The sequence below is a fragment of the Pseudomonas sp. FH4 genome (assembly GCF_000510915.2).
Classification (GTDB): domain Bacteria; phylum Pseudomonadota; class Gammaproteobacteria; order Pseudomonadales; family Pseudomonadaceae; genus Aquipseudomonas; species Aquipseudomonas brenneri.
The window spans coordinates 316,269-341,174 of record NZ_AOHN01000013.1; the positions used below are offsets into that span (position 1 = coordinate 316,269).

At 58.6% G+C, this 24,906-nt stretch carries 28 protein-coding genes, 1 tRNA gene and 2 pseudogenes; 21 read left to right on the forward strand and 10 right to left on the reverse strand.

The genetic code is table 11. From position 1 onward, the window contains the following. Positions 1-92: 92 nt before the first annotated feature. Positions 93-1,376, reverse strand: coding sequence for an FAD-binding oxidoreductase (locus H097_RS10130; RefSeq protein WP_032859482.1), 1,284 nt, complete (start codon positions 1,374-1,376; stop codon positions 93-95). Positions 1,377-1,560: 184 nt separating this feature from the next. Between H097_RS10130 and H097_RS10135 the strand changes: the two genes are divergently transcribed. After that, positions 1,561-1,637: transfer RNA gene (locus H097_RS10135), tRNA-Val, on the forward strand. 113 nt (positions 1,638-1,750) lie between these two features. On the opposite strand, the gene H097_RS10140 is transcribed toward H097_RS10135, so the two are convergent. Continuing rightward, on the reverse strand, positions 1,751-1,948 hold the full coding sequence (locus H097_RS10140) for a tyrosine-type recombinase/integrase (RefSeq protein WP_175403877.1): 198 nt from the start codon (positions 1,946-1,948) through the stop codon (positions 1,751-1,753). 383 nt (positions 1,949-2,331) lie between these two features. On the opposite strand from H097_RS10140, the pseudogene H097_RS28690 reads away from it, so the two are divergent. Both H097_RS28690 and H097_RS28695 read left to right on the forward strand, forming a co-directional pair. After that, a pseudogene (locus H097_RS28690) lies at positions 2,332-2,448 on the forward strand (cell wall hydrolase); the annotation flags it as partial. 91 nt (positions 2,449-2,539) lie between these two features. Beyond that, positions 2,540-2,638 (forward strand): annotated as a pseudogene (locus H097_RS28695) (lysis protein); the annotation flags it as partial. Between the two features lie 38 nt (positions 2,639-2,676). Here the strand turns inward: H097_RS28695 and H097_RS27655 are convergent. Beyond that, positions 2,677-3,801, reverse strand: coding sequence for a fimbrial protein (locus tag H097_RS27655; RefSeq protein ID WP_090290758.1), 1,125 nt, complete (start codon positions 3,799-3,801; stop codon positions 2,677-2,679). Between the two features lie 615 nt (positions 3,802-4,416). On the opposite strand from H097_RS27655, the gene H097_RS27660 reads away from it, so the two are divergent. The 8 genes from H097_RS27660 (at position 4,417) to H097_RS10180 (ending at position 12,342) form a co-directional block, all read left to right on the forward strand. Next, a complete protein-coding gene (locus H097_RS27660) occupies positions 4,417-4,659 on the forward strand; it encodes a zinc ribbon domain-containing protein (RefSeq protein WP_223820039.1) in 243 nt (80 codons plus the stop codon). Positions 4,660-5,080: 421 nt separating this feature from the next. Further along, positions 5,081-5,602: an RNA polymerase sigma factor gene (locus tag H097_RS10150; RefSeq protein WP_032859688.1), complete on the forward strand. Its 522-nt coding sequence runs from the start codon at positions 5,081-5,083 to the stop codon at positions 5,600-5,602. After that, positions 5,599-6,441 carry a FecR domain-containing protein gene (locus H097_RS10155; RefSeq protein WP_032859488.1) on the forward strand — a complete coding sequence of 281 codons (843 nt, stop codon included), beginning with the start codon at positions 5,599-5,601 and terminating at the stop codon, positions 6,439-6,441. The genes H097_RS10150 and H097_RS10155 overlap by 4 nt, the downstream gene beginning before the upstream one ends. 115 nt (positions 6,442-6,556) lie before the next feature. Then, positions 6,557-8,953: a TonB-dependent receptor gene (locus tag H097_RS10160; protein WP_229752431.1), complete on the forward strand. Its 2,397-nt coding sequence runs from the start codon at positions 6,557-6,559 to the stop codon at positions 8,951-8,953. A gap of 297 nt (positions 8,954-9,250) precedes the next feature. Beyond that, positions 9,251-9,976, forward strand: coding sequence for a DUF969 domain-containing protein (locus H097_RS10165; RefSeq protein ID WP_032859489.1), 726 nt, complete (start codon positions 9,251-9,253; stop codon positions 9,974-9,976). Then, positions 9,973-10,923, forward strand: a complete 951-nt coding sequence (locus tag H097_RS10170; RefSeq protein ID WP_032859491.1) for a DUF979 domain-containing protein — start codon at positions 9,973-9,975, stop codon at positions 10,921-10,923. The genes H097_RS10165 and H097_RS10170 overlap by 4 nt, the downstream gene beginning before the upstream one ends. Before the next feature lie 7 nt (positions 10,924-10,930). Next, the gene (gene pcp / locus H097_RS10175; protein WP_032859690.1) at positions 10,931-11,563 is read left to right on the forward strand and encodes a pyroglutamyl-peptidase I; all 633 of its coding nucleotides are present in this window, start codon (positions 10,931-10,933) and stop codon (positions 11,561-11,563) included. 98 nt (positions 11,564-11,661) lie between these two features. Next, a complete protein-coding gene (locus H097_RS10180; RefSeq protein WP_032859494.1) occupies positions 11,662-12,342 on the forward strand; it encodes an HAD family hydrolase in 681 nt (226 codons plus the stop codon). On the opposite strand, the gene H097_RS10185 is transcribed toward H097_RS10180, so the two are convergent. The 3 genes from H097_RS10185 to csrA all read right to left on the reverse strand — a co-directional run bounded on the left by H097_RS10185 (position 12,329) and on the right by csrA (position 13,340). Further along, complete coding sequence (locus H097_RS10185; RefSeq protein ID WP_032859497.1) at positions 12,329-12,580, reverse strand: hypothetical protein; 252 nt, start codon at positions 12,578-12,580, stop codon at positions 12,329-12,331. The genes H097_RS10180 and H097_RS10185 overlap by 14 nt on opposite strands. An 89-nt stretch (positions 12,581-12,669) precedes the next feature. Further along, complete coding sequence (locus H097_RS10190; protein WP_032859500.1) at positions 12,670-12,936, reverse strand: hypothetical protein; 267 nt, start codon at positions 12,934-12,936, stop codon at positions 12,670-12,672. Between the two features lie 209 nt (positions 12,937-13,145). After that, positions 13,146-13,340 (reverse strand): carbon storage regulator CsrA, encoded by a 195-nt coding sequence (gene csrA, locus H097_RS10195; RefSeq protein ID WP_007920550.1) that lies wholly within the window; start codon positions 13,338-13,340, stop codon positions 13,146-13,148. A gap of 248 nt (positions 13,341-13,588) precedes the next feature. On the opposite strand from csrA, the gene H097_RS10200 reads away from it, so the two are divergent. Further along, a complete protein-coding gene (locus H097_RS10200; protein ID WP_082445554.1) occupies positions 13,589-13,963 on the forward strand; it encodes a penicillin-binding protein activator LpoB in 375 nt (124 codons plus the stop codon). Positions 13,964-14,000: 37 nt separating this feature from the next. On the opposite strand, the gene H097_RS10205 is transcribed toward H097_RS10200, so the two are convergent. The 3 genes from H097_RS10205 to H097_RS10215 form a co-directional block, all read right to left on the reverse strand. Next, entirely contained in the window at positions 14,001-14,690 is a 690-nt protein-coding gene (locus tag H097_RS10205; RefSeq protein ID WP_032859505.1) for an endonuclease I family protein, read from the reverse strand. A 4-nt stretch (positions 14,691-14,694) separates the two neighbouring features. Next, complete coding sequence (locus H097_RS10210; protein ID WP_032859507.1) at positions 14,695-14,946, reverse strand: DUF1654 domain-containing protein; 252 nt, start codon at positions 14,944-14,946, stop codon at positions 14,695-14,697. Positions 14,947-15,151: 205 nt separating this feature from the next. Continuing rightward, positions 15,152-16,240 carry an asparaginase gene (locus tag H097_RS10215; protein ID WP_032859510.1) on the reverse strand — a complete coding sequence of 363 codons (1,089 nt, stop codon included), beginning with the start codon at positions 16,238-16,240 and terminating at the stop codon, positions 15,152-15,154. A gap of 516 nt (positions 16,241-16,756) precedes the next feature. Between H097_RS10215 and H097_RS10220 the strand changes: the two genes are divergently transcribed. The 7 genes from H097_RS10220 to H097_RS10250 are packed head-to-tail and all read left to right on the forward strand — an operon-like array spanning position 16,757 to position 23,723. Continuing rightward, on the forward strand, positions 16,757-17,716 hold the full coding sequence (locus H097_RS10220) for a sugar ABC transporter substrate-binding protein (protein WP_032859514.1): 960 nt from the start codon (positions 16,757-16,759) through the stop codon (positions 17,714-17,716). Between the two features lie 58 nt (positions 17,717-17,774). Further along, positions 17,775-19,328, forward strand: coding sequence for a sugar ABC transporter ATP-binding protein (locus H097_RS10225; protein WP_032859516.1), 1,554 nt, complete (start codon positions 17,775-17,777; stop codon positions 19,326-19,328). Continuing rightward, positions 19,325-20,302 (forward strand): ABC transporter permease, encoded by a 978-nt coding sequence (locus H097_RS10230; RefSeq protein ID WP_032859519.1) that lies wholly within the window; start codon positions 19,325-19,327, stop codon positions 20,300-20,302. The genes H097_RS10225 and H097_RS10230 overlap by 4 nt, the downstream gene beginning before the upstream one ends. Positions 20,303-20,305: 3 nt before the next feature. Next, positions 20,306-21,328 (forward strand): LacI family DNA-binding transcriptional regulator, encoded by a 1,023-nt coding sequence (locus H097_RS10235; protein WP_032859521.1) that lies wholly within the window; start codon positions 20,306-20,308, stop codon positions 21,326-21,328. A gap of 22 nt (positions 21,329-21,350) precedes the next feature. Then, entirely contained in the window at positions 21,351-22,268 is a 918-nt protein-coding gene (gene rbsK / locus H097_RS10240) for a ribokinase (protein ID WP_032859523.1), read from the forward strand. Next, on the forward strand, positions 22,265-22,666 hold the full coding sequence (gene rbsD, locus H097_RS10245) for a D-ribose pyranase (RefSeq protein WP_032859524.1): 402 nt from the start codon (positions 22,265-22,267) through the stop codon (positions 22,664-22,666). Before rbsK ends, rbsD begins: the two co-directional genes overlap by 4 nt. 28 nt (positions 22,667-22,694) lie before the next feature. Next, complete coding sequence (locus tag H097_RS10250) at positions 22,695-23,723, forward strand: nucleoside hydrolase (protein WP_032859526.1); 1,029 nt, start codon at positions 22,695-22,697, stop codon at positions 23,721-23,723. A gap of 33 nt (positions 23,724-23,756) precedes the next feature. Here the strand turns inward: H097_RS10250 and H097_RS10255 are convergent, their stop codons facing one another. Next, the gene (locus tag H097_RS10255; protein ID WP_032859528.1) at positions 23,757-23,969 is read right to left on the reverse strand and encodes a hypothetical protein; all 213 of its coding nucleotides are present in this window, start codon (positions 23,967-23,969) and stop codon (positions 23,757-23,759) included. 135 nt (positions 23,970-24,104) lie between these two features. Between H097_RS10255 and H097_RS10260 the strand changes: the two genes are divergently transcribed. Both H097_RS10260 and H097_RS10265 read left to right on the forward strand, forming a co-directional pair. Continuing rightward, positions 24,105-24,410, forward strand: a complete 306-nt coding sequence (locus tag H097_RS10260; protein WP_032859530.1) for a hypothetical protein — start codon at positions 24,105-24,107, stop codon at positions 24,408-24,410. A 148-nt stretch (positions 24,411-24,558) separates the two neighbouring features. Beyond that, positions 24,559-24,879: an I78 family peptidase inhibitor gene (locus H097_RS10265; RefSeq protein WP_032859531.1), complete on the forward strand. Its 321-nt coding sequence runs from the start codon at positions 24,559-24,561 to the stop codon at positions 24,877-24,879. The last annotated feature ends 27 nt before the right edge of the window (positions 24,880-24,906 follow it).

The window sequence follows — 24,906 nt, forward strand, 5'->3', positions numbered from 1 at the left end:
AAGACCCTGGTCGAAAGACCGGGGTTTTTTGTGTCTGCGATTTGATGATGCGCCCTGTAGGAGTCGGCAAGCCGGCCCCTACAGGGTGTCGATCAGAAGCCCAGCTTGTCCCGCAGCCCGTAGTACCACGCGCCCAGCGCCGCAAATGGGGTTCGCAGCAGTTGGCCGCCCGGGAACGGATAGTGGGGCAGGTCGGCAAACGCATCAAAACGCTCGGCCTGGCCTTTGAGGGCTTCGGCCAGCACCTTGCCTGCCAGGTGGGTATACGTCACACCATGGCCGCTACAGCCCTGGGAGTAGTAGATGTTGTCACCCAGGCGCCCGACCTGAGGCAATCGCGACAGGGTCAGCAGGAAATTGCCGGTCCAGGCGTAGTCGATTTTCACATCCTTCAATTGCGGGAACGCCTTGAGCATCTTCGGGCGGATAATCGCTTCAATATTCGCCGGATCCCGCGCGCCATACACCACGCCACCACCGAAGATCAGGCGCTTGTCGCTGGTCAGTCGGTAATAGTCGAGCAAGTAGTTGCAATCTTCGACGCAGAAATCCTGGGGCAGCAGGGTTTTAGCCAGTTCATCACCCAGAGGGGCTGTGGTAATTACTTGTGTGCCGCAAGGCATCGACTTGGCTGCCAGCTCAGGCACCAGGTTGCCCAGGTAGGCGTTGCCGGCGACGATGATGAATTTGGCCTTCACCTTGCCTTGGGCGGTGTGGACGACAGGATTGGCGCCGCGCTCGATACGCACCGCTGCGGACTGCTCGTAGATCGTGCCGCCGAGGGACTCCACCGCCGCCGCTTCGCCCAATGCCAGGTTGAGCGGGTGGATATGCCCACCGCTCATGTCCAAAAGGCCGCCGACGTAGTTCTCACAGGCCACCACATCGCGGATGCGCCGCTCATCGAGCAACTCCAGCTGAGTATGGCCATAGCGCTCCCACAGGCGCTTCTGCGACTCCAGGTGGCCCATGTGCTTGCTATTGAGCGCGGCAAATACACCACCGTCCTTCAGGTCGCACTGGATCTGGTATTTGGCGACCCGCTCACGAATGATCCTGCCGCCTTCAAACGCCATTTGCCCCAATAGCTGCGCCTGCTGGGGGCCGACGCTACGCTCGATCACATCGATATCACGGCTGTAGCTGTTGACGATCTGCCCACCATTGCGCCCTGAAGCCCCGAAGCCCACCTTGGCGGCTTCCAGTACCGTCACGCGAAAGCCGCTCTCCAGCAGGAACAGTGCGCTCGACAACCCGGTATAGCCGGCGCCGATCACGCACACGTCGGTTTCGACTTCGCCTTGCAGGACCGGCCGGGGAGGAACCGCATTGGCGGACGCGGCGTAATACGACTGGGGGTAGGGGGTGTTCGCCATACTGGAACCTCTGTTTTATATTTTTTACGAGTGCGCCGATCCTACCTGAGTTGAAAATCCCCTGCCAGCCATGCGGGAAAAGCAGCTCTACCGAGCAAAAATAAAAAATTCGCATATTCATAGGCTTAGCTGCAAAAAAGGTGTTGACACCCCTCGGGAATTCCGTAGAATGCCGCCTCACAGCAGGCACGTAGCTCAGTTGGTTAGAGCACCACCTTGACATGGTGGGGGTCGTTGGTTCGAGTCCAATCGCGCCTACCAAACAAAATCCGCTCTGCTGGGCGGTCTAGAAGGGCTCACCGAAAGGTGGGCCCTTTTTTGTTGCCTATCGTTTGGGCAAACATTGGGAATACTTTGGGCAAACGACCTTCGAGCTACACGTTTAGGTCGGCTTTCACCTTCATGTAAATGACCTCACCATCCCCGTGGCCAGACTGATAATGCTCGGTCATTTTCACGTCAGCGTGACCCATCAATCCCTGTATATATTCCTGTGCAAATCCCTGCTGTTCGTACAGCCAGGCACCCAATGCGCGGATCTCATGAAACGTTGGCCGCTCACCCGCTGGCACATTGTCGTAGGCTTGTGAGTCGTCCCGAGCCTGGCCACGGTGCTGGTATGCCCGCAGAAATTAGAGCGATGGAAGCTCGAATTAAAAGAGAGGAAATGCACCTCCTCTCAGGTTATTACGAGCAGAAAGGTGGCCCGGTTCGCGGTGGCTCGCCAGGGTCTGGTCGCCGCAGCTAAAAAAGCTTTCCGCAAAACCCTTCGCAAGGCTTTCTGGAGAGCATCCGGCCCGCACATGGCTGGCCGGTAATCTCAGGATTTTTCTTACAGTCCGCGGATCTTCCCGACTGCACTCTTGTTCTCGCACGGATCTAAGCTGCTCCGGCCGGGTCGAGGCACGATTCTCATCGCGGTTACCCGTGGGTCGATTAAGGCTCGACCTCGCTAACCGGCGTGGCCACGCACTACTACGCAACCACGATGCCCAAGGCCCCAGCCTGGGCGGCGAAGGCCAAGCAGACGCTACGCCTCGGGCACCACGTCTTTTTCAAGGATGTGCCGTGATGACGCCCGTCCAGAAGATGGCCGGGCTGGTGGTGATGGTCCTGGTGCTGATGGGCATCGCCGCCGGAGTCACCTGGCAGGTGCAGGACTGGCGCATGCTCAACGAATTATCGGCATCACCGATGCCGGCGATAGAGGATTGATCGCGCTGCGGGCGTGCCAGGCGTATGTCAGAGCCATTGCGCGCTGACGGGCTGGAGATATCTATTGTGCCGGAGGGGAATTCAGTCACTGATATGTAATCGTGAATGTTGCCGATGCATTAGCCGGCCCTGGTGTTACCTGCTTCTCGGTCTGCAAGTAACGGGCACGCAGAGGGATCGAATAACTCCCCTCGCTGGTTCTTAGGCTGAGTCCACTACTCCGATTTCTTCCAAGTGGCACGGGGGCATTATTGGGTGTGGCAATCTGAATGCCAACGCCGCTGGCTGCGGGGGCACCATCCGTAGCGCTCGGGTCAAGGCTCAAAACGCCGGTGGGCGCGCTAATCGGTGGTCGAGCGGGATCAATGCGAAACAGCAGGCTGTTGTTATCTCTAGATCCACTAGTGCCTACACCGGACGGATAATCTCCGCTCTGCGAAGTCCAGCTCGGGACGTTCGTGCTATATGTACCGTGGAACGCTGGGCAGTTGTTCAAATCAATGGAAAAGTTCTGCCAACCGCTGGCGCTGTTAAGCCCAGTAAATTCCTTGGTCTGATGTGTTCCCATCGGTACCACCACATCCGGAGTGCTGCAGGTTCGCGAAACAATCTGGATGGTGCCTGCAATCTCAACATAGAACCCCAACATTCTGACGGTGTTGGCGTTGAAGTAGAGCTGTACTGCGGGCAAAGTTCCGCCCCGGAGCACGCCAGGTTTCACATCACCAATTTTCACCAAAATCAACTCAAAGTTAGTAACGTTGTAAAGAGGGATAGGGCATGGAGTGGAGGAGTTACAATTCGTTGGCCGTCTAGGGCCTAGCCCGGGCAGCACCAGCCCCGAACTATTTTTGAAGGCGACTCCAAGCCCATCGATGTTGGTTTTGTAGACTTTATTTGCATACGGTCCACTGGACCAATTGGCTCGGCTTGAGTTGGGAAGAACATATTCGGACCACATATCAAACGGCGCATATTTGCATTCGATTGTCGGGGACTGTCCTGATGCGACCTGAAATGTCTGGCGATAGACCTCAGACCCCAGCGGTACATCGCGCCCAACGGTGATTGCCGATATTTGCAGCGGCATGAAGCCGTCAGCCGGCTTAATGCCATCCTTGTAGTCGCAAGTCAGTGCCATGGCCGTATCGGCCACTGTCCACAGTGCAGCAGATGCTAATACTGACTTGATCAAAGCGCTAAATTTCACAACGGTATCCTTTGTATCCTGGCTGCGCGCATTCACCCACCTAAACAGCTGCTTTGTGGCATGGCCCTGAGCAAAGTAATGTCACCGAATGCTGGGGCTCTGTGGTGCTCAAAATCAAGGCAATAGATTTTCAGGTTCAGTGTCAGAAAATTTTATCAACACAAAAAAATGCACCAAATAGGAATATGCTGATAAGAGAATGCCTGCTCTGGACGGACTGTAACTGGATATTGCGCGGGAGATGATGAGTCAGAGCTATACGACGAGGCTTGATCAGTTATGGTCTGTAGCTTGTAAATGAGGGGATTGTGCACGGTCGGCAAAACACCGGAGGAAGGCGGTTGCTGTAGCAATATACAACTTTAAGTGATTGGTTTTTATAGAGTGTGTTGAGGCGATTTAGAGATGTATCACATGTTTTTTATTATTAATAATTGGCTTGGAAGAACTTGGAAGTCACCTCGATAGGAGGGGGCATCGCGGTTACCAAACAAAATCTGCTGGGGAAGGCTACAAAATTAACTGTGAAGGGTGTCTTGACTCTAATGTTACTTCAGGGTTTTTAATCTTGAAACACACTCAATTGGAGACACACTCATGAGCTTTTTCAAGCAGATGTTAGGCGGGCACCACAATCGCGGGCATGGCGGTTCACACGGTGGACGCTCCAACGAACAAGGTGAAGGGCAACCGATCTCCGGTACACCTTGCGTCGGTTGTCGCACTATTAATGCTGGTGGTGCACGTTTTTGCCGGCAATGTGGCGGTTCATTGGTGCCAGCCAGTTGCGGGCAGTGCAATGCAGTGATGGCAGCTGGGGCAAAGTTCTGTTCTCAATGTGGTAGCGAGCGCGGGTGAGAACGGGTTGTCCCATTTGTTGTACTGGCGGCAAATTACACGTCAAGGGCTACGCAATAAGGTTTGATCAGTTGTGATCTGGAGCTTTTACCGAGAATTCACAAAGGGTCTTTCCTTGTATAGATTGCTGCTAGCCTTTGTCGCCTTACTCATGCCAGGCCAAGTGTTCCAGAAGGGTGCCGTCAGCTTGAGTTCTGTGAGTAATGCCGTGGCCCGCAGAGGAGCAACCGGAAAGGAAAAGAGCCAGAATAAAAACAAATCTGATCATGAGGAACTCTCAACGACGGACTGGATGCCAGGTCAGCGTCGCAAGAATACAGAGCCCATATATTTGTTTCAAATGTAAAGTATTCGCATTTATACTCCCGCTAAATCGCACCTTCTACCGAGGTTGTCCGTTTTTTTCTTCGTGCAGGTCATCGTGCAGGTCGACCCTCCAAAATCCACACTGCTGGCAGCCTTGGTTCGGCACTATGACGAGCTGGTAGATCATGTGCGCCGACGTTTTGGTGAGCGGATCTTCGCGCGTGAAGTGGTTCATGACTTGTGCCTGCAGTTGCTTGAGCAGGATGAAAAGCCAGGCGTGCGTACGCCAGTGGCCTTGTTGCGCAAGATCGCCAGCGATATGGCGATCAGTCGCTACCGTAGCGAGCGCCGCCGCCAGGCCTTGATTGTTGGTGTTTCGGCATTGCCGGACGTGATCTGTGGCGCGCCGGGCCAGGAGCGTCAGCTTGACGGGGAAAGAGCCCTGGAGCTGCTGACCGAGGCGATTGCCAGTCTGCCGCCGCGCTGCCAGAGGGTGTTTGTCATGCACAAGGTGCATGAGTTGCCCCAGGCCGAAGTAGCCGAGCGCTTGGGGATTTCCCTGAAAACCGTAGAGAAGCACTTGCGCCTGGGCATGGGTATTTGCCGTGCTCGTCTTTGGGAGGAGGTCTTGTCATGAGTCGTGATCCGCCCAAGGGCAAGGACTTCAGCCAGGAAGACGAGGCCATTGCGCGGTTTCGTGAGGATCTCAAGCAACGTTTTCCGCTGCCTCCTGCGATGCCGGTCAAAAACAAACGCGCCACAGGAAAAACCCTCGGGCTGTTGCTGTTGGCGATTACTGCGGGTGTGGCCTGGATTGATCCGGCCTACCGTACTGAACATTTTGCTACTCAGTTAGGGCAGCGCCAGGCGTTGCAATTGGTGGACGGCAGTCAGGTCCTGCTCGACAGCAACAGTGAGATGACGGTCAGTTGGCATCTGCGCAGCCGTCAGGTCGAACTGAAAGCGGGGCAGGCGTTGTTTGAGGTATCGCCGAGGGTCTACCGCCCATTCATGGTCGATGCCGGATTGGCTGTGGTACGAGTGGTGGGTACCCGTTTTAACGTCAACAGACAGGGACAGGATGTCCAGGTCACCGTGGCTGAAGGTAAGGTCGCCGTGCGGGCGTCCGCTACGGGGTCAATCGCAGCGCTTGTGCCCGGGCAGCAATTGCGTTTGAGCAAGGAGGGCGACAGCCAGGTGAGGACGGTTGAGGTGAATGATGTCACCGCCTGGCAACAAAGCCGGCTGGTCTTCGAAAGCACTCCGTTGGTGGAGGTCATCGACACGCTGCAACGCTATCACCGTCACCCGATAAGGCTCATGGATGCCAGGCTTGCCCGCCTGCCGGTTTCCGGTGTGTTTGACAGTGACCACGTTGATCGTTTGCTGGCGCTTCTGCCCGGCATCCTGCCGCTGAGTGTTTCTACTGCAACCGATGGTTCGGTTCTGATCAATTCCCCAGGCAAGAAAAAATAATTTTCAACCGAGGTAGGGTTGCGCCGCAGTGCAGACGGCTATCTCCCTGTAACCCTACTTCGTGGAGAATAACAACGTGAGTCAGTCCTTCCTGCATGCGCCTGTGCGTTTGTCTTTGCTGGCTGGCAGCCTGCTGCTGAGCCAATGGTCATTGGCCGAATCTGCACCGGTTGATTTCGATGTCCCGGCCGCATCGCTAGAGAAGTCCCTCAACGCCCTGGCTCGACAATCTTCGGCACAGATCCTGTTCGCCAGCGACCTGACTGTCGGCAAGACCGCGCCGGCACTGCGCGGCCGCTACACCTTGCAGGAGGCGCTTGAACGGTTGCTCGGCGACAGTGGGCTGAAGGCGCAGGCGCGTGACGAACAAACGTTCCTTGTGCTGCCTGGCAGCAACGCCAATGCCAGCCAGGCGTCGGGTGCCGTGGAGCTGGATAGCCTGACCATCAGCGCCTCGCGGCTCGACAGCAACGTGGTACCCCAGGCTCGCCAGGTCAATGTCATCGAGCACAAACAGCTGGAGCAATTGCGCCAGGGCTCGGACAGCCTCGCCACGTTGCTGGCCAAAAGCGTCCCGGGCATGGCTGATTCAAGCCGCACCATCACCGACTATGGGCAGACCCTGCGCGGGCGCACGATGCTGGTGCTGGTCGACGGTGTTCCGCTCAATACCAACCGCGACTCCTCGCGCAACCTGGCGAATATCGACCCGGCACTGATCGAGCGCATCGAAGTGATCCGTGGCAGCAGCGCCATCTACGGTGCGGGTGCGACCGGTGGCATCATCTCCATCACCACGCGTGCGGCGGGTGGTGAGCCGCGTGCGAGCACCAGCCTGAGCGCCGTCTCGCCCCTGAGCAAGCTAGGCAGTGATGGCCTGGGTGGCCAGTTGCAGCATCATGTTGCCGGCTCGCAGGGGAGGGTGGATTACGCGCTGGACTTCGGTGCCAGGCATATCGGTGCTTCATACGATGCCAAGGGTCATCGCCTTGCGCCGGAGCCCAGCCAGGGCGATCTGTTCGACTCCAACACCTTCAATGTGGGCGGCAAACTGGGCTTGCGCATTGATGACGTCCAGCGCATCCAGCTTTCTGCCAGCCATTACAATGCCGAGCAAAACACCGACTACACCTCCGACCCGTCTGTGGCCAGGCTTCCTGCGGGCTCGGTGCCCGCGCGGCCGTTGTCCGGTCTATCACTGGCTGAGCAGAACCAGATCAAGAACACCTTGCTCAATCTGGAGTACGCCCACACCGATGTGCTCGCAGGCACGCTCAATGCCCAGCTTTACTATCGGGACTACTTCACTCGGTTCACGCCTTTTGATGCACGCGCAGTGGCGACGCGTGGACGCAATGTCGACCAGGTGATGCAGAACAGTGAGGTATTCGGCAGCCGGGTTACCCTGCGCACCCCTCTGGGTGATCAGGGCAGTACGGAGCTGTTGTGGGGTGCTGACTTCAACCAGGAGCGCAGCGACATGCCCATCGATATCTTCGACCCGCGGGCCTATGACGCCAGCGGTGGTCGGGTGTTCGACAAGATCGGCAAGCTCACCTACATGCCCGACCTGACCACCCGCAGTGTCGGCGGTTTTGCGCAATTGCAACACCGGCTCAACGAACAATGGTCGGTGGAGGGTGGCATGCGTTATGAATACGCCACCGCCAAATACGATGACTTTATCCCGCTCTCGGAGTCGACAGCGACCCAACCGGCCACTGTCCGCGGGGGCGATGTTGATTATGACTCAGTGCTGTCCAACATCAGCCTGACGTACTCACCGGTAGCGGGCCAGGAAATCTACGCGGCCTTCAGCCAGGGCTTCCAGTTGCCTGATATCGGTGTGCAAGTGCGTAATGCCCGGCGCGGCTTTGATATCGGCTCGTCAAACCTGGAGCCGGTGAAGACTAACAATTACGAATTGGGCTGGCGTGGCGGGCTGGGCGAGCAGACATTGGCCTCGCTCGCTGTGTTCTACACCACATCCAAGCTTGGGGATGTGCAGAGTTTCAACAATGGCCTGATCCTGACCCGTACCAAAGAGCGGATCTACGGCGTGGAAGGCAGTGCCGACTGGCTGACCGACGATGAGCGCTGGGGCGCCGGCGGCACCTTTACCTGGATGAAGGGCCGCGAGCAGCCCGAAGGGCGTGACTGGCAGGACATGACCGGGTACCGCATACCACCGCTCAAACTGACCGCCTACCTGGAGTTCAAACCGACGCAAGACTGGAGTAACCGCGTGCAGGTCACCTATTTCGACAGTGCCGACTATCGTTTGAATGGCGTTGCAAGCTTTGGCAGGCGCAAGGTCGACAGTTACACCACCGTCGACATGATCAGCCAATACCAACTCAGTGAAAATGATCAGGTCAGCATGGGGATCCAGAACCTGTTCAACCGCAGTTACTACCCGCTCTACAGCCAACTGATGCGTAGCAGCAACAACACCAGCCACCTGCCTGCACCTGGCACGGTGCTGACTGCCAGTTACACACATCAGTGGTGATAAAACTGATTGCACGGCACCCTGACGGGGTGCCGTAGCACGCTCAATTTTCTATCGCGCGTGTGCCACGATTTGAGTCCGCAAAATTGTGGCGCGAAGATTGGTGCTCATCCCCTCACAAACTTTATTGATTCGCAGCAACAATTTTTCTTGTTGGACACCCTCCGCTCCAAGCAGCAAAGATGCCCGCCAATGACCCTCGACCTAGCCGGTCAATAATAAAAATCCGCGTCGGGCAGCCCGCTATTGCTTATCAGCGATGCAGGCGTCGCAGCACGCATTCAAGGACTCAACGCCATGCAAACTGTTGTGAACCTTTGGCCGCTGATGGGCGTGCTCGTCATCGTGGTCGGCTTTGTGTTGCGCTTCAATCCATTGCTGGTAGTGACGGCGGCGGCGATTGCCACCGGGTTTGCTGCCCACTTTCCCCTGGAAAAAATCCTCGCCACCATGGGTGATGGCTTCCTGCAGACCCGTGCCTTGCAACTGATCCTGTTGCTGCCCCTGGCCGTTATCGGCTTGCTGGAGCGCCATGGTTTGCGCCTGCACGCGCAGAACTGGATTGCGCGCTTCGAGCGTGCCACCGTCGGGCGTCTGTTGATCATCTATCTGTTTGTTCGCGAATCCACGGCCGCGATGGGCCTGACCAGCCTTGGCGGGCACCCACAGATGGTGCGCCCGTTGCTGGCGCCCATGGCTGAAGGGGCTGCGGAAAAACGCTTCGGCAAGCTGCCGGACAAAGTGCGCCACAAGGTCCTGGCGATGTGCGCCGCCACTGACAACGTGGGGCTGTTTTTTGGTGAAGACATCTTCGTGGCCTTTGGTGCAATTGCACTGATGCACACCTTCCTGTTGGGCTCGGGCATTGATGTCGAGCCGCTGCACATTGCGGTGTGGGGCATCCCTACGGCGATTTGTGCGTTCATTATTCACGCGATACGTTTGCACCGGTTTGACCGCAGGCTGACACGCGAACTGACGGCCACTGCACCCGCCAATACTCAGGCGGAGGCCGCACAATGATCATTTCCATTCAATATCTGTACTGGCTCGCCGGTGTGTTGCTGCTGATCACTGCGGGCATGATCCTGGCTGACCGAACCCACCCCAAGCGTTGGTCAAGCGCGTTGTTCTGGCTGCTGTTCGCCATTCCGTTCCTGGTAGGCGAGCACCTGCCATCGGTAGTTGTGGGTATTGGTGTGGTACTGATGGCGCTTATCGCCGGGCTCGGCGGGGTAGGGCGTGGTACCCATGTAGAGCTGCATGACAAGGCCTCGCGCGCCAGTGCTGGGCGGCTGGGTCATAAACTGTTTATTCCGGCCCTGGCGATTCCGCTGACCACTGTGATCGGCTCTGTGCTGCTCAAAAACACCGAGATTGGCGGGGTACCGCTGCTGGATCCGAAGAACACCACGTTTGTGTCCTTGGGCCTCGGCTGCCTGATCGCCCTGGGGTTGGCCTGCTGGCTGACACGCGACACGCCGGTGCAGGCCTTGCGCGAATCGCGACGCCTGACCGAAGCCCTGGGCTGGGCCATGGTGCTGCCGCAGATGCTGGCGATGCTCGGCCTGCTGTTTAACGAAGCCGGTGTCGGTACGGCTGTCGCTCATGTCACCACCACCTACATCAACCTGGATTACAAGCTGGTGGCGGTGATGGTCTATGTGCTGGGCATGGCGCTGTTCACGGTGATCATGGGTAATGGTTTTGCCGCCTTCCCGGTGATGACCGGCGGTGTGGGCGTGCCGGTGCTGGTGGGCATTTACGGTGGTAACCCGGCGGTGATGGCAGCCATCGGCATGTTTTCCGGCTACTGCGGCACGCTGATGACACCGATGGCGGCGAACTTCAATATTGTGCCTGCGGCACTGCTGGAGTTGCCCGACAAAAACGCGGTGATCAAGGCGCAGATGCCCACGGCGTTGATGATGTTGCTGATCAATATCGTCCTTCTTTATGTCTTGATGTGAGGTGGTGATGGGTACGGTGCTGCTGACGGCGTTCGAGCCATTCGATCACGACCTGATCAACCCATCCTGGGAAGCGGTGCGCCTGCTAGATGGTGTGCAGTTGCAAGCGGGGGTGACGATTATCGCCCGCCAACTGCCCTGTGCCTTTGCCACCGCAGTCGACTGTTTGAACCAGTTGCTGGCCGAGTACGATCCGCAACTGGTGATTGCCACCGGGCTGGGGCCCGGGCGCAGCGATATTTCCATCGAGCGGGTTGCGATCAACCTCAATGATGCGCGGATCCCGGACAACCTGGGGGCACAACCCATCGATACGCCAGTGATCGTCGGCGGGCCGGCGGCCTATTTCAGCACCTTGCCGGTCAAGGCCATGGTCAAGGCGGTGCGCGAGGCCGGAATCGCAGCCTCGGTCTCGCACACGGCGGGCACCTTCGTCTGCAATCAGGTGTTCTACAGCTTGCAGCATGCCCTGGCTGGATCTGGCGTGCGCAGTGGGTTTATCCATGTGCCTGGCCTGCCAGGGCAGGGTGCTGAGCCCTCGATGGCGTTGGCGACAGCGGTTGAAGGGCTGAGGGTGGCCGTTTTGGCTGCCTGGACCACGCCACGTGATATTGCTGAGAGCGGTGGCCAGGTGTGCTGATTGCCTGACGCGTCATCCTCCGTTTACAAGCTCTGGGCCGATCCGTAGATTGCATCAGGGCCCAACTACGGGCGACGAGCGCAAGAGGAAACCCAGCAGTGTCCGCCAAAGATCCGGCCGTATTTGATCGTCAGTACCGTGCATTCCTGTTCGATATGGATGGCACCCTCCTCAACTCCATCGCCGCCGCAGAGCGGGTCTGGGCCGCCTGGGCGCAGCGCCATGGCCTGGATGTCGAGGCGTTTCTGACCACCATCCATGGCGCCCGCGCCATCGATACAATCAGCCGCCAGGCATTGCCAGGGGTGGACGCGCAGGTTGAGGCGCGTGGTATTACCGAGGCGGAGATCGCGGACGTGGAGGGCGTGGTGGCGATCCCGGGAGCCGTGGCATTTTTGCAGAGCTTGCCTGCACACTGCTGGGCCGTGGTCACGTCAGCGCCCAAGGCCCTGGCCCTGCGCCGCATGCACGCGGCAGGCCTGGTGCCGCCGGCTGTCATGGTGACGGCCGAGGATGTGACCAATGGCAAGCCGGACCCGGCCTGTTACCTGCTGGGTGCGCAGCGTTTGGGGATGCCGATGGGAGAGTGCCTGGTGTTCGAGGACGCACCGGTGGGTATCCGTGCCGGTGAGGCAGCAGGTGCGGACGTCGTGGTGGTGACAGCGGCGCATGACGAGCCGATGGTAACGCGGCATCCGACGATTGCGAGTTATGACGAGGTACAGGCCCAGTGTAATGCTGCCGGTATGCTGCGCTTGCGGCCTTCTACGATGGCTTGAATGCCAGCCCGCGACGGGTCAGCAGGATGTTTTCGGCACCAATCCATTGGTGGCCCAGCGGGTCGATAATGTGCCCGTGGATGAAGGTGCCCGTGATCAGTTTCAGCAGGTAAAGCTGGCGCAGGCCGGCGAGGACTTCATCGGGTTTTCCCTGCAGCTGGGTGGAAGATTTCGGGCTGTCTGCTGAGAGCTGTTCGATCAGGGACTGTAGGTGCTTGGCGTTATGTTCTATGTCCATGTCGATAACGTTTTTTATGAATGTATGGGTATGGGTGTTGCCGAGGCGGATAGTTCCTTAAGTTTTAAATATAGGATCCAATCGCTGCTTCAAGAGGGATTCTGCTGGCGAGCACGCCGAAATGCCCGGCGACTGAGTTTTCGCTGGATGGCAGCCTGAATGGGTTTGAGGCAGAAGCAAAACAGATAACCACCGAGAAACAACACCAGGTCGGGCCACGAATGGGCATCCTGTGCGGTGGTGGTGCCTTCCATGTACAGCCTGATGCCGTATCCGATCGTCAAGAAGGGCAGGGCAATCAGCAGGGCGATTATCCAGGATTTATAGGTATAAGGCTGTTTGCGGGATCGCCTCATCAACGCGCTCCGAGGCACTGTAAGGTTTTGTTACGTTCTTCAGGGGTTTGTCTGCTAAATGTCCAGCAAGTTCCGTGGGTGAACCTGCCTGTAGACGACAAGTGTCGGGCCTGGCGCGAGTGCTGCGCTGATCACGGAATACCGTAGACAGGCCAAGGGGCTTTCGCCAGCCGTTACAGGGGACGAGCGGGCTGGCTACTGGGGATGCTTCAAGGTGTTTCGCGTTTATCCGGGGCAGTCAGGCCTGCCTGGATGCGCTGGTAAATCTCTTCGCGATGCACGGCAACATCTTTGGGAGCATTGATGCCGATTCGTACTTGCTGGCCGCTAACGCCCAGAATGGTGATCGTAATGTCATCACCGATATTTATGCTTTCACCGACTTTGCGGGTGAGTATCAGCATGGACTTCTCCTTGATTGCTTTGAAGGACGCATGTTTCTAACAGGGCGGATGTCGGTTACGTGTAGCTTACTGTGAAGCGCTTCCCTGTGGCTGCCTCTTTTAGGACGCATGGAGGCGGCATTAATTCCCATGGCGCCATCATACAGGTCTGGGAAACATCCTTCGCAATGTTTAAGCCAACGTTTATGACGGCCAGAATAGACAGTGAATGATAAAGTTGCCTCTTTGATCCTTAAAGGGGCAGGGCAGTGCGTAAAGTAGTGATGGCAATTGTGGTATTGGCATTGGCCGGATGCGGTGACGGGCCCAATCTCGATACCCCCCGAGACAAGGCTGAAGCCGCCAAGGCCCAGGCCCCTGCGGTTGCCTCTGTGCAGTGGGATGTCCTGGTGCGTTCGCCCGACAACAAATTGCAGGCGCTGACCGACCTGACCGCCTGGCTGCTGGAAAACGGCTTCCCGTTCTATCTGGCCAAGGAAGACGGCAAGGACCTGGTGCTGTTGGGGCCGTTCGCCAGCAAGGCCGAGGCCGAGGCGAAACAGACCCAATTGCAGGAAAGGTTGGTGAAAAAGAAGAAAACCGACGCCGAGTCGCTGGTGATCGAGCACAAGGCCAGCCAGTAAGGCGCAACTCAGCGGGATCTACGGATCCCGCTCGTCATCATCCGCAGGCCTTCAGGTTCACCGGGCCGACGAACTCATTGCCACGCCCCATCACGCAGGCCACGGTCTGATTGCGCTGGCGTTCCCAGGGTTGCACGGGGTAGGTCCGATTCCAGGCTTCATACAGTTGGCGGTCCTGTTTCGACAGGCGCAGGCCGTATTGTTTACTCATGTAGAAGTAAGTCCGGGCAATCATGCCGCGGATGGACGGCCTGGGCATGACCTTCTTGGCCTTGAAGTCCACCTGAGTCAGGCATGAACCATATTGCCCGCTCTGCGCCGGCAACCAACCAAAACTGAAGTTGTTGCGGTCGCCATTGACCTCGCCAATGCTCGGCACCAGGTTGTGTAGGTCAGCCTCGGCGCGCTTGAAAACGTTATCGGTGCGTGTGCAGTTCTTGCGCCCGCCGTCTTGCCAGCACTGGCGTTGATGGCCGATCTGCCATGCCGGCACAATATGCTCCCATTCGATGCGCGCCGCCCGGTTGGCGTTTTTACGTGGGAGGTAGCCACAGGCCTTCAGGTCTACCCGGTTACCCGTGTATTTGCAGCCACAATAGAACTCCGTGGATTGCGGGGCGTAAAGTTTCCAGGCGATTTTCTTGGCTTCACTGAAGGTACGTGGGGCTTGGGCGTGGGCGGCGGTTGCAAACAAAACACAGAGTAGGGCGATAAAACGGACACTCATTGACTCAATCTTCCTTCGGTACGACCCAGAAAATCTGCACGCCACCATCATCGCGATAGGCAAGGGTGACGTTGTCGTTTTCTGCGATTTCCTCCAGTAGGCGTGCCCAGTCGTCTTCGGGTTCTTCGGGCAGGCGAAAAATCAACGCAGCCTTGTTTTTTTGGGCGTTGGTGGAATTGATGACTTTTTGCACACGGATCGCCAGGCGTTGGTAGGCGTCGGGAGGTGTCGGTGTTGTAGAGGAGGGCTTGGCCACGGAGGAGTCCTTAGTTAGCTGTACGAACATACAGTATTTAACTGTGAAGAAATTCGCAACTGCTTAAAATCCAAGAAGTCTGTGTGACAACGGTTACGCGGACTGGTGTACGGCGAGGATTTTGTAGGAGCCGGCTTGCCGGCGATGGCGTCCCTGAGATCGCCATCGTCGGCAAGCCGGCTCCTACAAGGGTTGTATCAGTGACTCAGTATTCCCAGAAGATGCGCTGCAGTTCCTTGCTGTCCTGGGTCTTGGTCAGGGCGACCATGGCCAGGATGCGGGCTTTCTGCGGGTTCAGGTCGTGGGCCACGACCCAGTCGTATTTGTCGTCAGGCTGTTCGGCATTGCGCAGAACGAAACCGCCGGCATTGACGTGGGAAGAGCGAATAATCTGTACACCTTCCTTGCGCAGTTCTTGCAGCGCAGGCACTACCTTGGCCGGTACCGAGCCGTTGCCAGTGCCGGCATGGATGATGGCTTTGGCGCCAGCCTGGGCGAGGGCTTTGTAGGCAGTGTCGCTGACGTTGCCATATCCGTAGGCAATTTCAACGTCCGGTAGGCTCTTGATGTTCTTGATGTCGAACTCCGAGCTCATGGTGTGGCGCTTGGCCGGCTGGCGGAACCAGTAGGACTTGCCTTCTACGACCATGCCCAGTGGGCCCCAGGCGCTTTTGAATGCTTCGGTCTTGATGTTGATCATCTTGCTCACGTCGCGACCCGACTGGATCTCGTCGTTCATGGTTACCAGTACGCCCTTGCCGCGTGCGTCTTTGCTACCGGCAACGGCTACGGCGTTGTACAGGTTAAGCATGCCATCGGCCGACATGGCCGTGCCCGGGCGCATGGAGCCCACGACTACGATTGGCTTGTCGGTCTTTTCCACCAGGTTGAGGAAGTAGGCGGTTTCTTCGAGGGTGTCGGTGCCGTGGGTGATCACGATGCCATCCACGTCCTTGCTGTCGGCCAGTTCCGCGACACGACGACCCAGTTGCAGCAGGTTGTCGTTGGTGATGCTTTCGGAAGCAATCTGCATCACTTGCTCGCCACGCACATTGGCGATCTGGCTGAGCTCGGGAATGCCGGCGATCAGTTGTTCGATACCGACCTTGGCGGCCTGGTAGGTGGCGCTGTTGGCGGCGCTGGCGCCAGCGCCGGCAATGGTGCCGCCAGTGGCCAGGACGACCACGTTGGACAGTTTGGTCTTGGATTCAACTTCCTTGGCCTGGGCGGCAACCGGGAAGAGCAGCAGCAGGGCTAAAGCGCCCGGAACAAAGTTCTTGAGTGCAGATTTCATTATTTTTCTCTCTAGTTTTGATGAGTGCGTGTGCAGGTTCATCCAGAACACCCCGGGCTGCGCTGAGCGCCACAAGGTGCTGATTAAGAGCAGGATTTGTACCAGCGGGATTTTGTTTGGGGTTTGATTTTAACTTGTTGATTTAAATCAATTTTATATCGATGTTCGATTTGTCGGCTTCAGCGCGTGTCCGAGTTTCCGAACGCTGGAGGCTTTGGCGTTCGGTTGTCCGAAAATAGTGCTGGAAAAATCAGGATGTACCTCCTGAAATGTTCCTGTGCAGCTGTCGTTTTAGATAACGATCACCCGGCCCGGATGTTTAGCCACGAGGTCATCGGGCTGTAGGGCCGGAAGTAGAGCCGGCGAGGAAAAAGACTTTTTCTTTCGTTGACAAAATTCGGCAGCCTTCGCATAGTTTGTTAAGCGCAAACGTTTGCGAGATGTTTCACGAGCACTCCGTGAGTGACGTGAAGGTGCAGACATTGCTCACAATAATCATAAGATCGGAGTGAACCCATGAAGCTGCCATTTGCTGGACGTCTTCTTGCTATCGCTGTGCTGGCTGCCGCATCCGCTGCCCTGCCTCTGTCCTCTGCATTCGCTGACGACACCGCCGCCAAGCCCAAGGTCGGCCTGGTGATGAAATCCCTGGCCAATGAGTTTTTTGTCACCATGCAAGACGGTGCCAAGGACTATCAGAAAGCCCATGCCGCTGATTTCGACATGATCACCAACGGGATCAAGAACGAAACCGATACCTCTGCCCAGATTGATATCGTCAACCAGATGATTCTCGCCAAAGTTAACGCAATCGTCATCGCGCCTGCCGACTCCAAGGCCTTGGTCAACGTGCTGAAGAAAGCCTCCGACGCCGGGATCAAGGTGGTCAACATTGATAACCGTCTCGACCCCGAGGTGCTGAAAAGCAAAAACCTCGAAGTTCCCTTTGTAGGGCCTGATAACCGCAAGGGCTCACGCCTGGTCGGTGAGTACCTGGCCAAGCAACTGGCAAGCGGCGACAAGGTAGGCATTATCGAAGGTGTGCCGACCACCACCAACGCCCAGCAACGCACCGCCGGGTTCAAGGACGCGATGGATGCGGCCGGGATGAAGATTGTTTCCACCCAGTCCGGCAACTGGGAAATCGACCAGGGCAACAAGGTGGCGGCTGCCATGTTGAGCGAATACCCGGACCTCAAGGCGCTGCTGGCTGGTAACGACAATATGGCCCTGGGCGCCGTTTCTGCGGTGCGTGCGGCGGGCAAGGCCGGCAAGGTCCAGGTCGTGGGCTATGACAACATCGCCGCCATCAAGCCGATGCTGCAGGACGGTCGCATCCTGGCCACCGCCGACCAGGCGGCGGCACAGCAAGCGGTGTTTGGCATCCAGAATGCGCTGAAACTGGTCAAGGGCGAAAAAGTCGAGGCCGTGGACGGCGTGATCGAAACGCCCGTAGCGCTGGTCCTCAAGCAGTAATCCCTGATTGCGCAGCACCGCGCCCGTTCGGACTGAGCGGGCGCCTGGAGATTTTCCTATGTCATCTTCCGCACCGACCCCTGTCCTCTCGGTCAGCGGTATCGGTAAGACCTATGCCCAGCCCGTCCTGTCTGACATCACCCTGACGCTCAATCGCGGCGAGGTGTTGGCACTGACGGGTGAGAACGGCGCGGGCAAAAGCACCCTGTCGAAGATTATCGGTGGCCTGGTGACACCGACCACTGGCCACATGCAGTTCAATGGCCAGGACTATGCCCCGGCCAGCCGGACCCAGGCGGAAAAGCTGGGGATCCGCATGGTGATGCAGGAACTCAACCTCCTGCCGACCCTGACGGTGGCCGAAAACCTGTTCCTCGATAACCTGCCCAGTCGCGGTGGCTGGATCAGCCGCAAACAACTGCGCAAGGCTGCGATCGAGGCCATGGCACAAGTGGGCCTGGATGCCATCGACCCGGATACCCTGGTCGGCAGCCTGGGCATCGGCCATCAACAGATGGTCGAGATTGCCCGCAACCTGATTGGCGACTGCCACGTGCTGATCCTCGACGAGCCGACGGCGATGCTGACCGCCCGTGAAGTCGAGATGCTGTTTGAACAAATCACCCGCCTGCAGGCCCGGGGCGTGGCGATTATTTACATTTCCCATCGGCTCGAAGAGCTGGCACGGGTGGCCCAGCGTATTGCGGTGCTGCGTGACGGCCAGTTGGTGTGTGTCGAGCCGATGGCCAACTACAACAGCGAGCAACTGGTCACGTTGATGGTCGGTCGTGAGCTGGGCGAGCACATCGACCTCGGCCCGCGCACCATCGGCGCGCCCGCATTGACGGTCACCGGCCTGAGCCGCTCGGACAAGGTTCGCGATGTTTCCTTTGAAGTGCGTGCCGGTGAAATCTACGGCATTTCGGGATTGATCGGTGCCGGCCGCACCGAGTTGTTGCGCCTGATCTTCGGTGCCGACCTGGCTGACAGTGGCACGGTAGCCCTTGGCTCGCCGGCGCGTGTGGTGAGCATTCGCTCGCCGGTGGATGCAGTGGGCCATGGCATTGCGCTGATTACCGAGGATCGCAAGGGCGAGGGGCTGCTACTCAGCCAATCGATCAGCGCCAACACGGCGCTGGGCAATATGGCGAAGGTGTCCAGCGCCGGCCTGGTCAACGGACGTGATGAAGCGGCGCTGGCCAGGCGGCAGATTGACGCCATGCGTATCCGCAGCTCCAGCCCGGCGCAGTTGGTGTCCGAGCTGTCGGGCGGTAACCAGCAGAAAGTGGTGATCGGCCGCTGGCTGGAGCGCGATTGCGCGGTGATGCTGTTTGATGAGCCGACCCGTGGCATCGACGTCGGCGCCAAGTTCGATATCTATGCGTTGCTCGGTGAATTGACCCGCCAGGGCAAGGCGCTGGTGGTGGTTTCCAGCGACCTGCGCGAGCTGATGCTGATCTGCGACCGCATCGGCGTACTGTCTGCCGGACGCTTGATCGAAACCTTCGAGCGTGACCGCTGGACCCAGGACGAATTGCTTGCCGCCGCGTTTGCCGGCTATCAGAAACGTGATGCGCTGCTCAACGAGGCAGCGCCCAGGACAACCCCATGAAAACAGCTACTCCAATCGCAAAAGCCGGCGGCAATTTCTACGGCCTGGGTACTTACCTGGGCCTGGCAGGCGCCTTGATGGCGATGATTGCGCTGTTCTCGGCCTTGAGCAGTCACTTTTGGTCCTATGACACCTTCAGCACCATCGCCAACCAGATTCCCGACCTGATGGTGCTGGCGGTGGGCATGACCTTCATCCTGATCATCGGCGGCATTGACCTGTCGGTAGGCTCGGTATTGGCCCTGGCAGCATCGGCGGTCAGTGTGGCGATCCTGGGCTGGGGCTGGAGCGTAATCCCCGCAGCGTTGCTGGGCATGGGCTGCGCGGCATTGGCCGGGACCATTACCGGTTCCATCACCGTGGCCTGGCGTATTCCGTCGTTCATCGTATCCCTCGGCGTGCTGGAAATGGCCCGTGGCGCGGCCTACCAGATGACAGGCTCGCGCACTGCCTATATCGGCGACTCCTTCGCCTGGCTGTCCAACCCAGTGGCGTTTGGCATCTCGCCATCGTTCATCATCGCGCTGCTGGTGATTATCGTTGCCCAGGCGGTCCTGACGCGCACGGTGTTCGGTCGCTACCTGATTGGCATCGGCACCAACGAAGAAGCGGTGCGCCTGGCGGGGATCAATCCAAAACCCTACAAAATCCTGGTGTTCAGCCTGATGGGGCTGTTGGCCGGGGTGGCGGCACTGTTCCAGATTTCCCGCCTGGAAGCGGCCGATCCGAATGCCGGTTCCGGCCTGGAGTTGCAGGTGATTGCCGCGGTGGTGATCGGTGGCACCAGCCTGATGGGCGGGCGTGGCTCGGTGATCAGCACGTTCTTCGGGGTGCTGATCATTTCCGTACTGGCGGCCGGCCTGGCGCAGATCGGTGCGACCGAGCCGACCAAACGCATCATTACCGGCGCCGTTATCGTGATTGCAGTGGTGCTGGACACCTATCGCAGTCAGCGCGCCAGCCGGCGGGGCTAAGACATGGCAACGATCAAGGATGTGGCGGCGCTTGCGGGGATTTCCTACACCACGGTGTCTCATGTGGTGAACAGGACGCGCCCGGTCAGCGAGCCCGTGCGGCTCAAGGTCGAAGCCGCGATCAAGCAACTGGACTATGTGCCCAGTGCGGTCGCCCGCTCGCTGAAGGCCAAGACCACCGCCACCATCGGCTTGCTGGTGCCCAACAGCCTCAACCCGTATTTCGCCGAGCTGGCCAGGGGCATCGAAGACTACTGCGAACGCAATGGCTACTGCGTGATCCTGTGTAATTCCGACGATAACGCCGAGAAACAGCGCAACTATTTGCGGGTGCTGCTGGAGAAGCGTATCGACGGCCTGATCGTGACGTCAGTGGGGGGCGATGACAGTGGCCTGACCACGGGCCTCAAGGCGGTGCGCACGCCCATGGTCATTGTCGACCGGGGCCTGGAGGGCATTGATGTGGATCTGGTGCGCATCGATCACGAGCAGGGCGCGTACCTGGCGACCCGGCATTTGTTGGGGCTGGGGCACCGGGATATCGCCTGTATCGGTGGCCCCGCACATACGCGTGTTGCGCAGATGCGCCTGGCTGGTTACCAGCGGGCGTTGCAGGAGGCCGGGATCACCGTGCCCGCCAGTCGTGTGCTGGAAAGCGATTTCACCAGTACCGGTGGCTATGCGGCGGCGGTGCAGTTGCTGGCAGACAATCCGCCCAGCGCGATATTCGCCGGCAACGACATGATCGGTTTCGGCGTGTTGCGTGCGGCCGCCGAGCGCAACCTGCGGGTGCCTGCCGAGCTGTCGGTGATTGGTTTTGATGACATTCAAATGAGTCGGTATGTCTACCCCGCGTTGACTACCGTGGGCCAGTCGATCCTGCAACTGGGGGAGATGGCGGCGGAGCTGTTATTGCGACGGATTGCGACACCCCAATTGCCGGTTGACCAGCGCATTGTCACGCCGAGCATCGTCTTGCGTGAGTCAACGGCACCGTTGGCTGCCGTGTTTGCCTCAACCCGCTGAACGAATTGATGAGTATTGATGTATGCCAGCAACAGTAGTGGTAGTAGGCAGCCTGAACATGGACCTGGTGACCCGCGCCAGCCGGCTGCCCCATGCCGGTGAAACCCTGGTCGGCCAGTCGTTTTCCACCGTTCCGGGCGGCAAGGGCGCCAATCAGGCGGTGGCTGCGGCGCGTCTGGGTGCAGACGTCGCGATGATTGGCTGTGTGGGCAACGATGCCTACGGCGCGCAACTGCGCGAGGCGCTGGTGGTGGAAGGGATCGACTGCCAGGCGGTCAGTGAAGTGGCGGGCTCCAGTGGTGTTGCGCTGATCGTGGTGGATGACAGCAGTCAGAATGCCATCGTGATTGTCGCTGGCAGTAACGGCCACCTGACACCGGCGTCGCTGCTGGCGTTCGATGCTGTGTTGCAGGCGGCTGAGGTGATTGTCTGCCAGCTCGAAGTGCCCATGGACACTGTGGGATATGCCCTCAAGCGCGGCCGTGAACTGGGCAAGACGGTGATCCTCAATCCCGCGCCGGCCAGCGGCCCGTTGCCAGCGGACTGGTATGCGGCCATTGATTACCTGATCCCCAACGAAAGCGAGGCGTCGGCCTTGAGCGGTGTGCCGGTGGATTCCCTGGGCGCGGCCAAGGTTGCGGCCACGCAGTTGATCAAGGCCGGGGCAGGCAAGGTGATAGTGACGCTTGGCGCGCACGGTGCGCTGTTTGCCGATGGCCAGGGCTTCGAGCACTTGCTGGCGCCCAAGGTCCAGGCGGTGGATACCACGGCAGCGGGCGACACCTTTGTCGGCGGCTTTGCCGCGGCACTGGCGAGCGGTAAGAGCGAGGCCGAGGCTATCCGTTTTGGCCAGGTGGCGGCGGCCCTGTCGGTCACCCGTGCCGGGGCGCAACCGTCGATTCCTACATTGCATGACGTTCAAGGCTTTGTTCACCCATGAAAAAGACCCCATTGCTCAATATTGCCCTGTCGCGCGTGATCGCCTCCCTTGGTCATGGTGACATCCTGGTGATCGGTGATGCCGGCCTGCCGGTACCGCCGGGTGTGGAATTGATTGATCTGGCACTGACCCAGGGCATTCCCGATTTCATCAGTACCCTGCGCATCGTGCTTACAGAGATGCAGGTTGAAAGCCACGTATTGGCCGAGGAAATCCTGCACAAACAACCGCCGGCGCTGGCGGACCTCAACGCGCTGGCCCCGGGTGACCTGGGTGAGCGCCGCCTGCTCAGTCATGAGGAGTTCAAGCGGCTTACTCACAAGGCCCGCGCGGTGGTGCGTACTGGCGAGTGCCAGCCTTACTGTAATATCGCGCTGGTGTCTGGCGTGACTTTCTAGCATTTCCCACAATGACAAGGAGTGCGTCATGCAACGTAGAACCCCAACCCTGCGACACCTGTTTCGGAGTGTGCTGCTTTTGTCCGTGCTAACTGCTGCAAGCGCCCAGGCGGCGGAAAAAATCGACCTGATCATTGATACCGATCCGGGCGCCGACGACGTGGTCGCGTTGCTGTTTGCGATGGCCTCGCCGCAGGAGCTGAACATCCGTGCGTTGACTACCGTGGCCGGCAACGTGCGGCTGGACAAGACCTCGCGCAATGCGCGATTGGCGCGCGAGTGGGCAGGGCGTGAAGAGATTCCGGTGTATGCCGGTGCGCCGCAGCCGCTGCTGCGCACGCCGATCTATGCCGAGAATATCCATGGCAAGGAAGGCATTTCCGGTGTCACTGTGCATGAGCCGAAAAAAGGCCTGGCCGAAGGCAATGCGGTCGACTACCTGATCAAGACCCTGAGTACCGCCAAGCCCCATAGCATCACCATCGCCATGCTCGGCCCGCAGACCAACCTGGCGCTGGCGCTGACCCAGGCGCCGGAAATCACCCAGGGCATCAAGGAAGTGGTGGTCATGGGCGGCGCGCACTTCAATGGCGGCAACATTACGCCGGTGGCCGAGTTCAACCTGTTTGCCGACCCGGTGGCGGCTGAAATCGTGCTTAAAAGTGGCGTCAAACTGACCTACCTGCCGCTGGATGTAACGCACAAGATACTCACCAGCGAAGCGCGCCTGAAGAAGATCGCCGACCTGAACAACAACGCCAGCAAGGTGGTGGGCAATATTCTCAACGAATACGTCAAAGGCGATATGGAGCACTACGGCATGACGGGTGGACCGGTGCACGACGCCACCGTGATCGGCTATCTGCTCAAGCCCGAGCTGTTCACCGGGCGCCAGGCGAATATGGTGGTAGATAGCCGCGAAGGCCCGACGTTTGGCCAGACCATCGTCGATTGGTACGATGGCCTCAAGCACGACAAGAACGTGTTCTGGGTGGAAAATGGCAATGCCCAGGGCTTCTTTGACCTGCTCACCGAGCGCCTTGCACGCCTGAAGTAAGCTGCCTGCCGGTCGGCGCTCGCCGGCCGGTGACTATTCGCGCAGAGGGTCTTCGACTCCCATATGGTCGGCCGGGTATTTCTCGAATACCTGGCCGATAAAGGCTTGCGCGGCCTGGGTGCCCAACTCCTTGACCAGCAGGTCTATGCCGATGATTGCCAATTCTTCCGGGCTGCCTGGGCTGTAGGAACTTTGCCCTTGAGGCCACTTGGCTTTGATATCGGCATTGATGGTAACGATGGTCATCGGGTTCTCGCGGCTCGCTCGGGCAGGAATGGCCTGTTGAGTTAACCATTTTACGCGGTGTTTGGCACTGCTACTTAGGCATGAGGGTAGGGCTGTGCGACACTGGTGCCCTGTTTAATTGCCAGGACAAACCGTGTGCACATCGATTTGACCAACCCCAAGAGCCTCACAATGGCAGCCGTTCGCCAAATGATTGCCAGTGCCAGTGACGATCAGCACACGCAATTGCGGGTGACCAAGGCCGGTATTGCCTATATCTCTTCTTGCGTGGTGGGAGGGATGGAGGTCAACGGTCTGTTGTTCCGCCTGGAAACCTGGGCAGCAGGGTCTGGCTATGTCGGCAACGTGGCGGCCAGTGATGAGGTGTGGGTGACGCAGATTTATAACGCGCTGAAGCAGAACTGGCCGAATCCGCCGTTTGACTACATCGATATCTACTGACGCTCATTCATATCTGGTGACGATTGATTCATCAGGCCGTGCTGCTGAGTCAGGCAGACTCGCCTACGGCCAATTGTGACAACTCTGAAACCAATCGGCCAAATCACGGTCGCACGATCTCTGTCCATTTTTTATCAAAGGAGGCTTCATGCCTTGGAAGCTCGCATCATTCGGTACCTTGTTGGCGGCAGTCGTCCTGGCGGGTTGCAGCACTTCGGGTACCTCTGAGCCGGCCAAAGACACGGCCGTGGCTGAGCCTGCTCATACTCGTTGTGAGGCGAAGGCTGCGCAGTTCACCATCGGCCAGAAAGCCTCGCCGCAACTGCTGGAGCAGGCCCGTACCCGTGCGGGTGCGCAGAATGCACGCATTCTCAAGCCTAACGATATGATCACCCTTGAGTACCGTTCCGATCGGCTGAACCTCAATACCGATGACAACCTGGTGATTACGCGCGTCAACTGCGGCTGATAGCACCGCACTTTTGCATCGCCCATA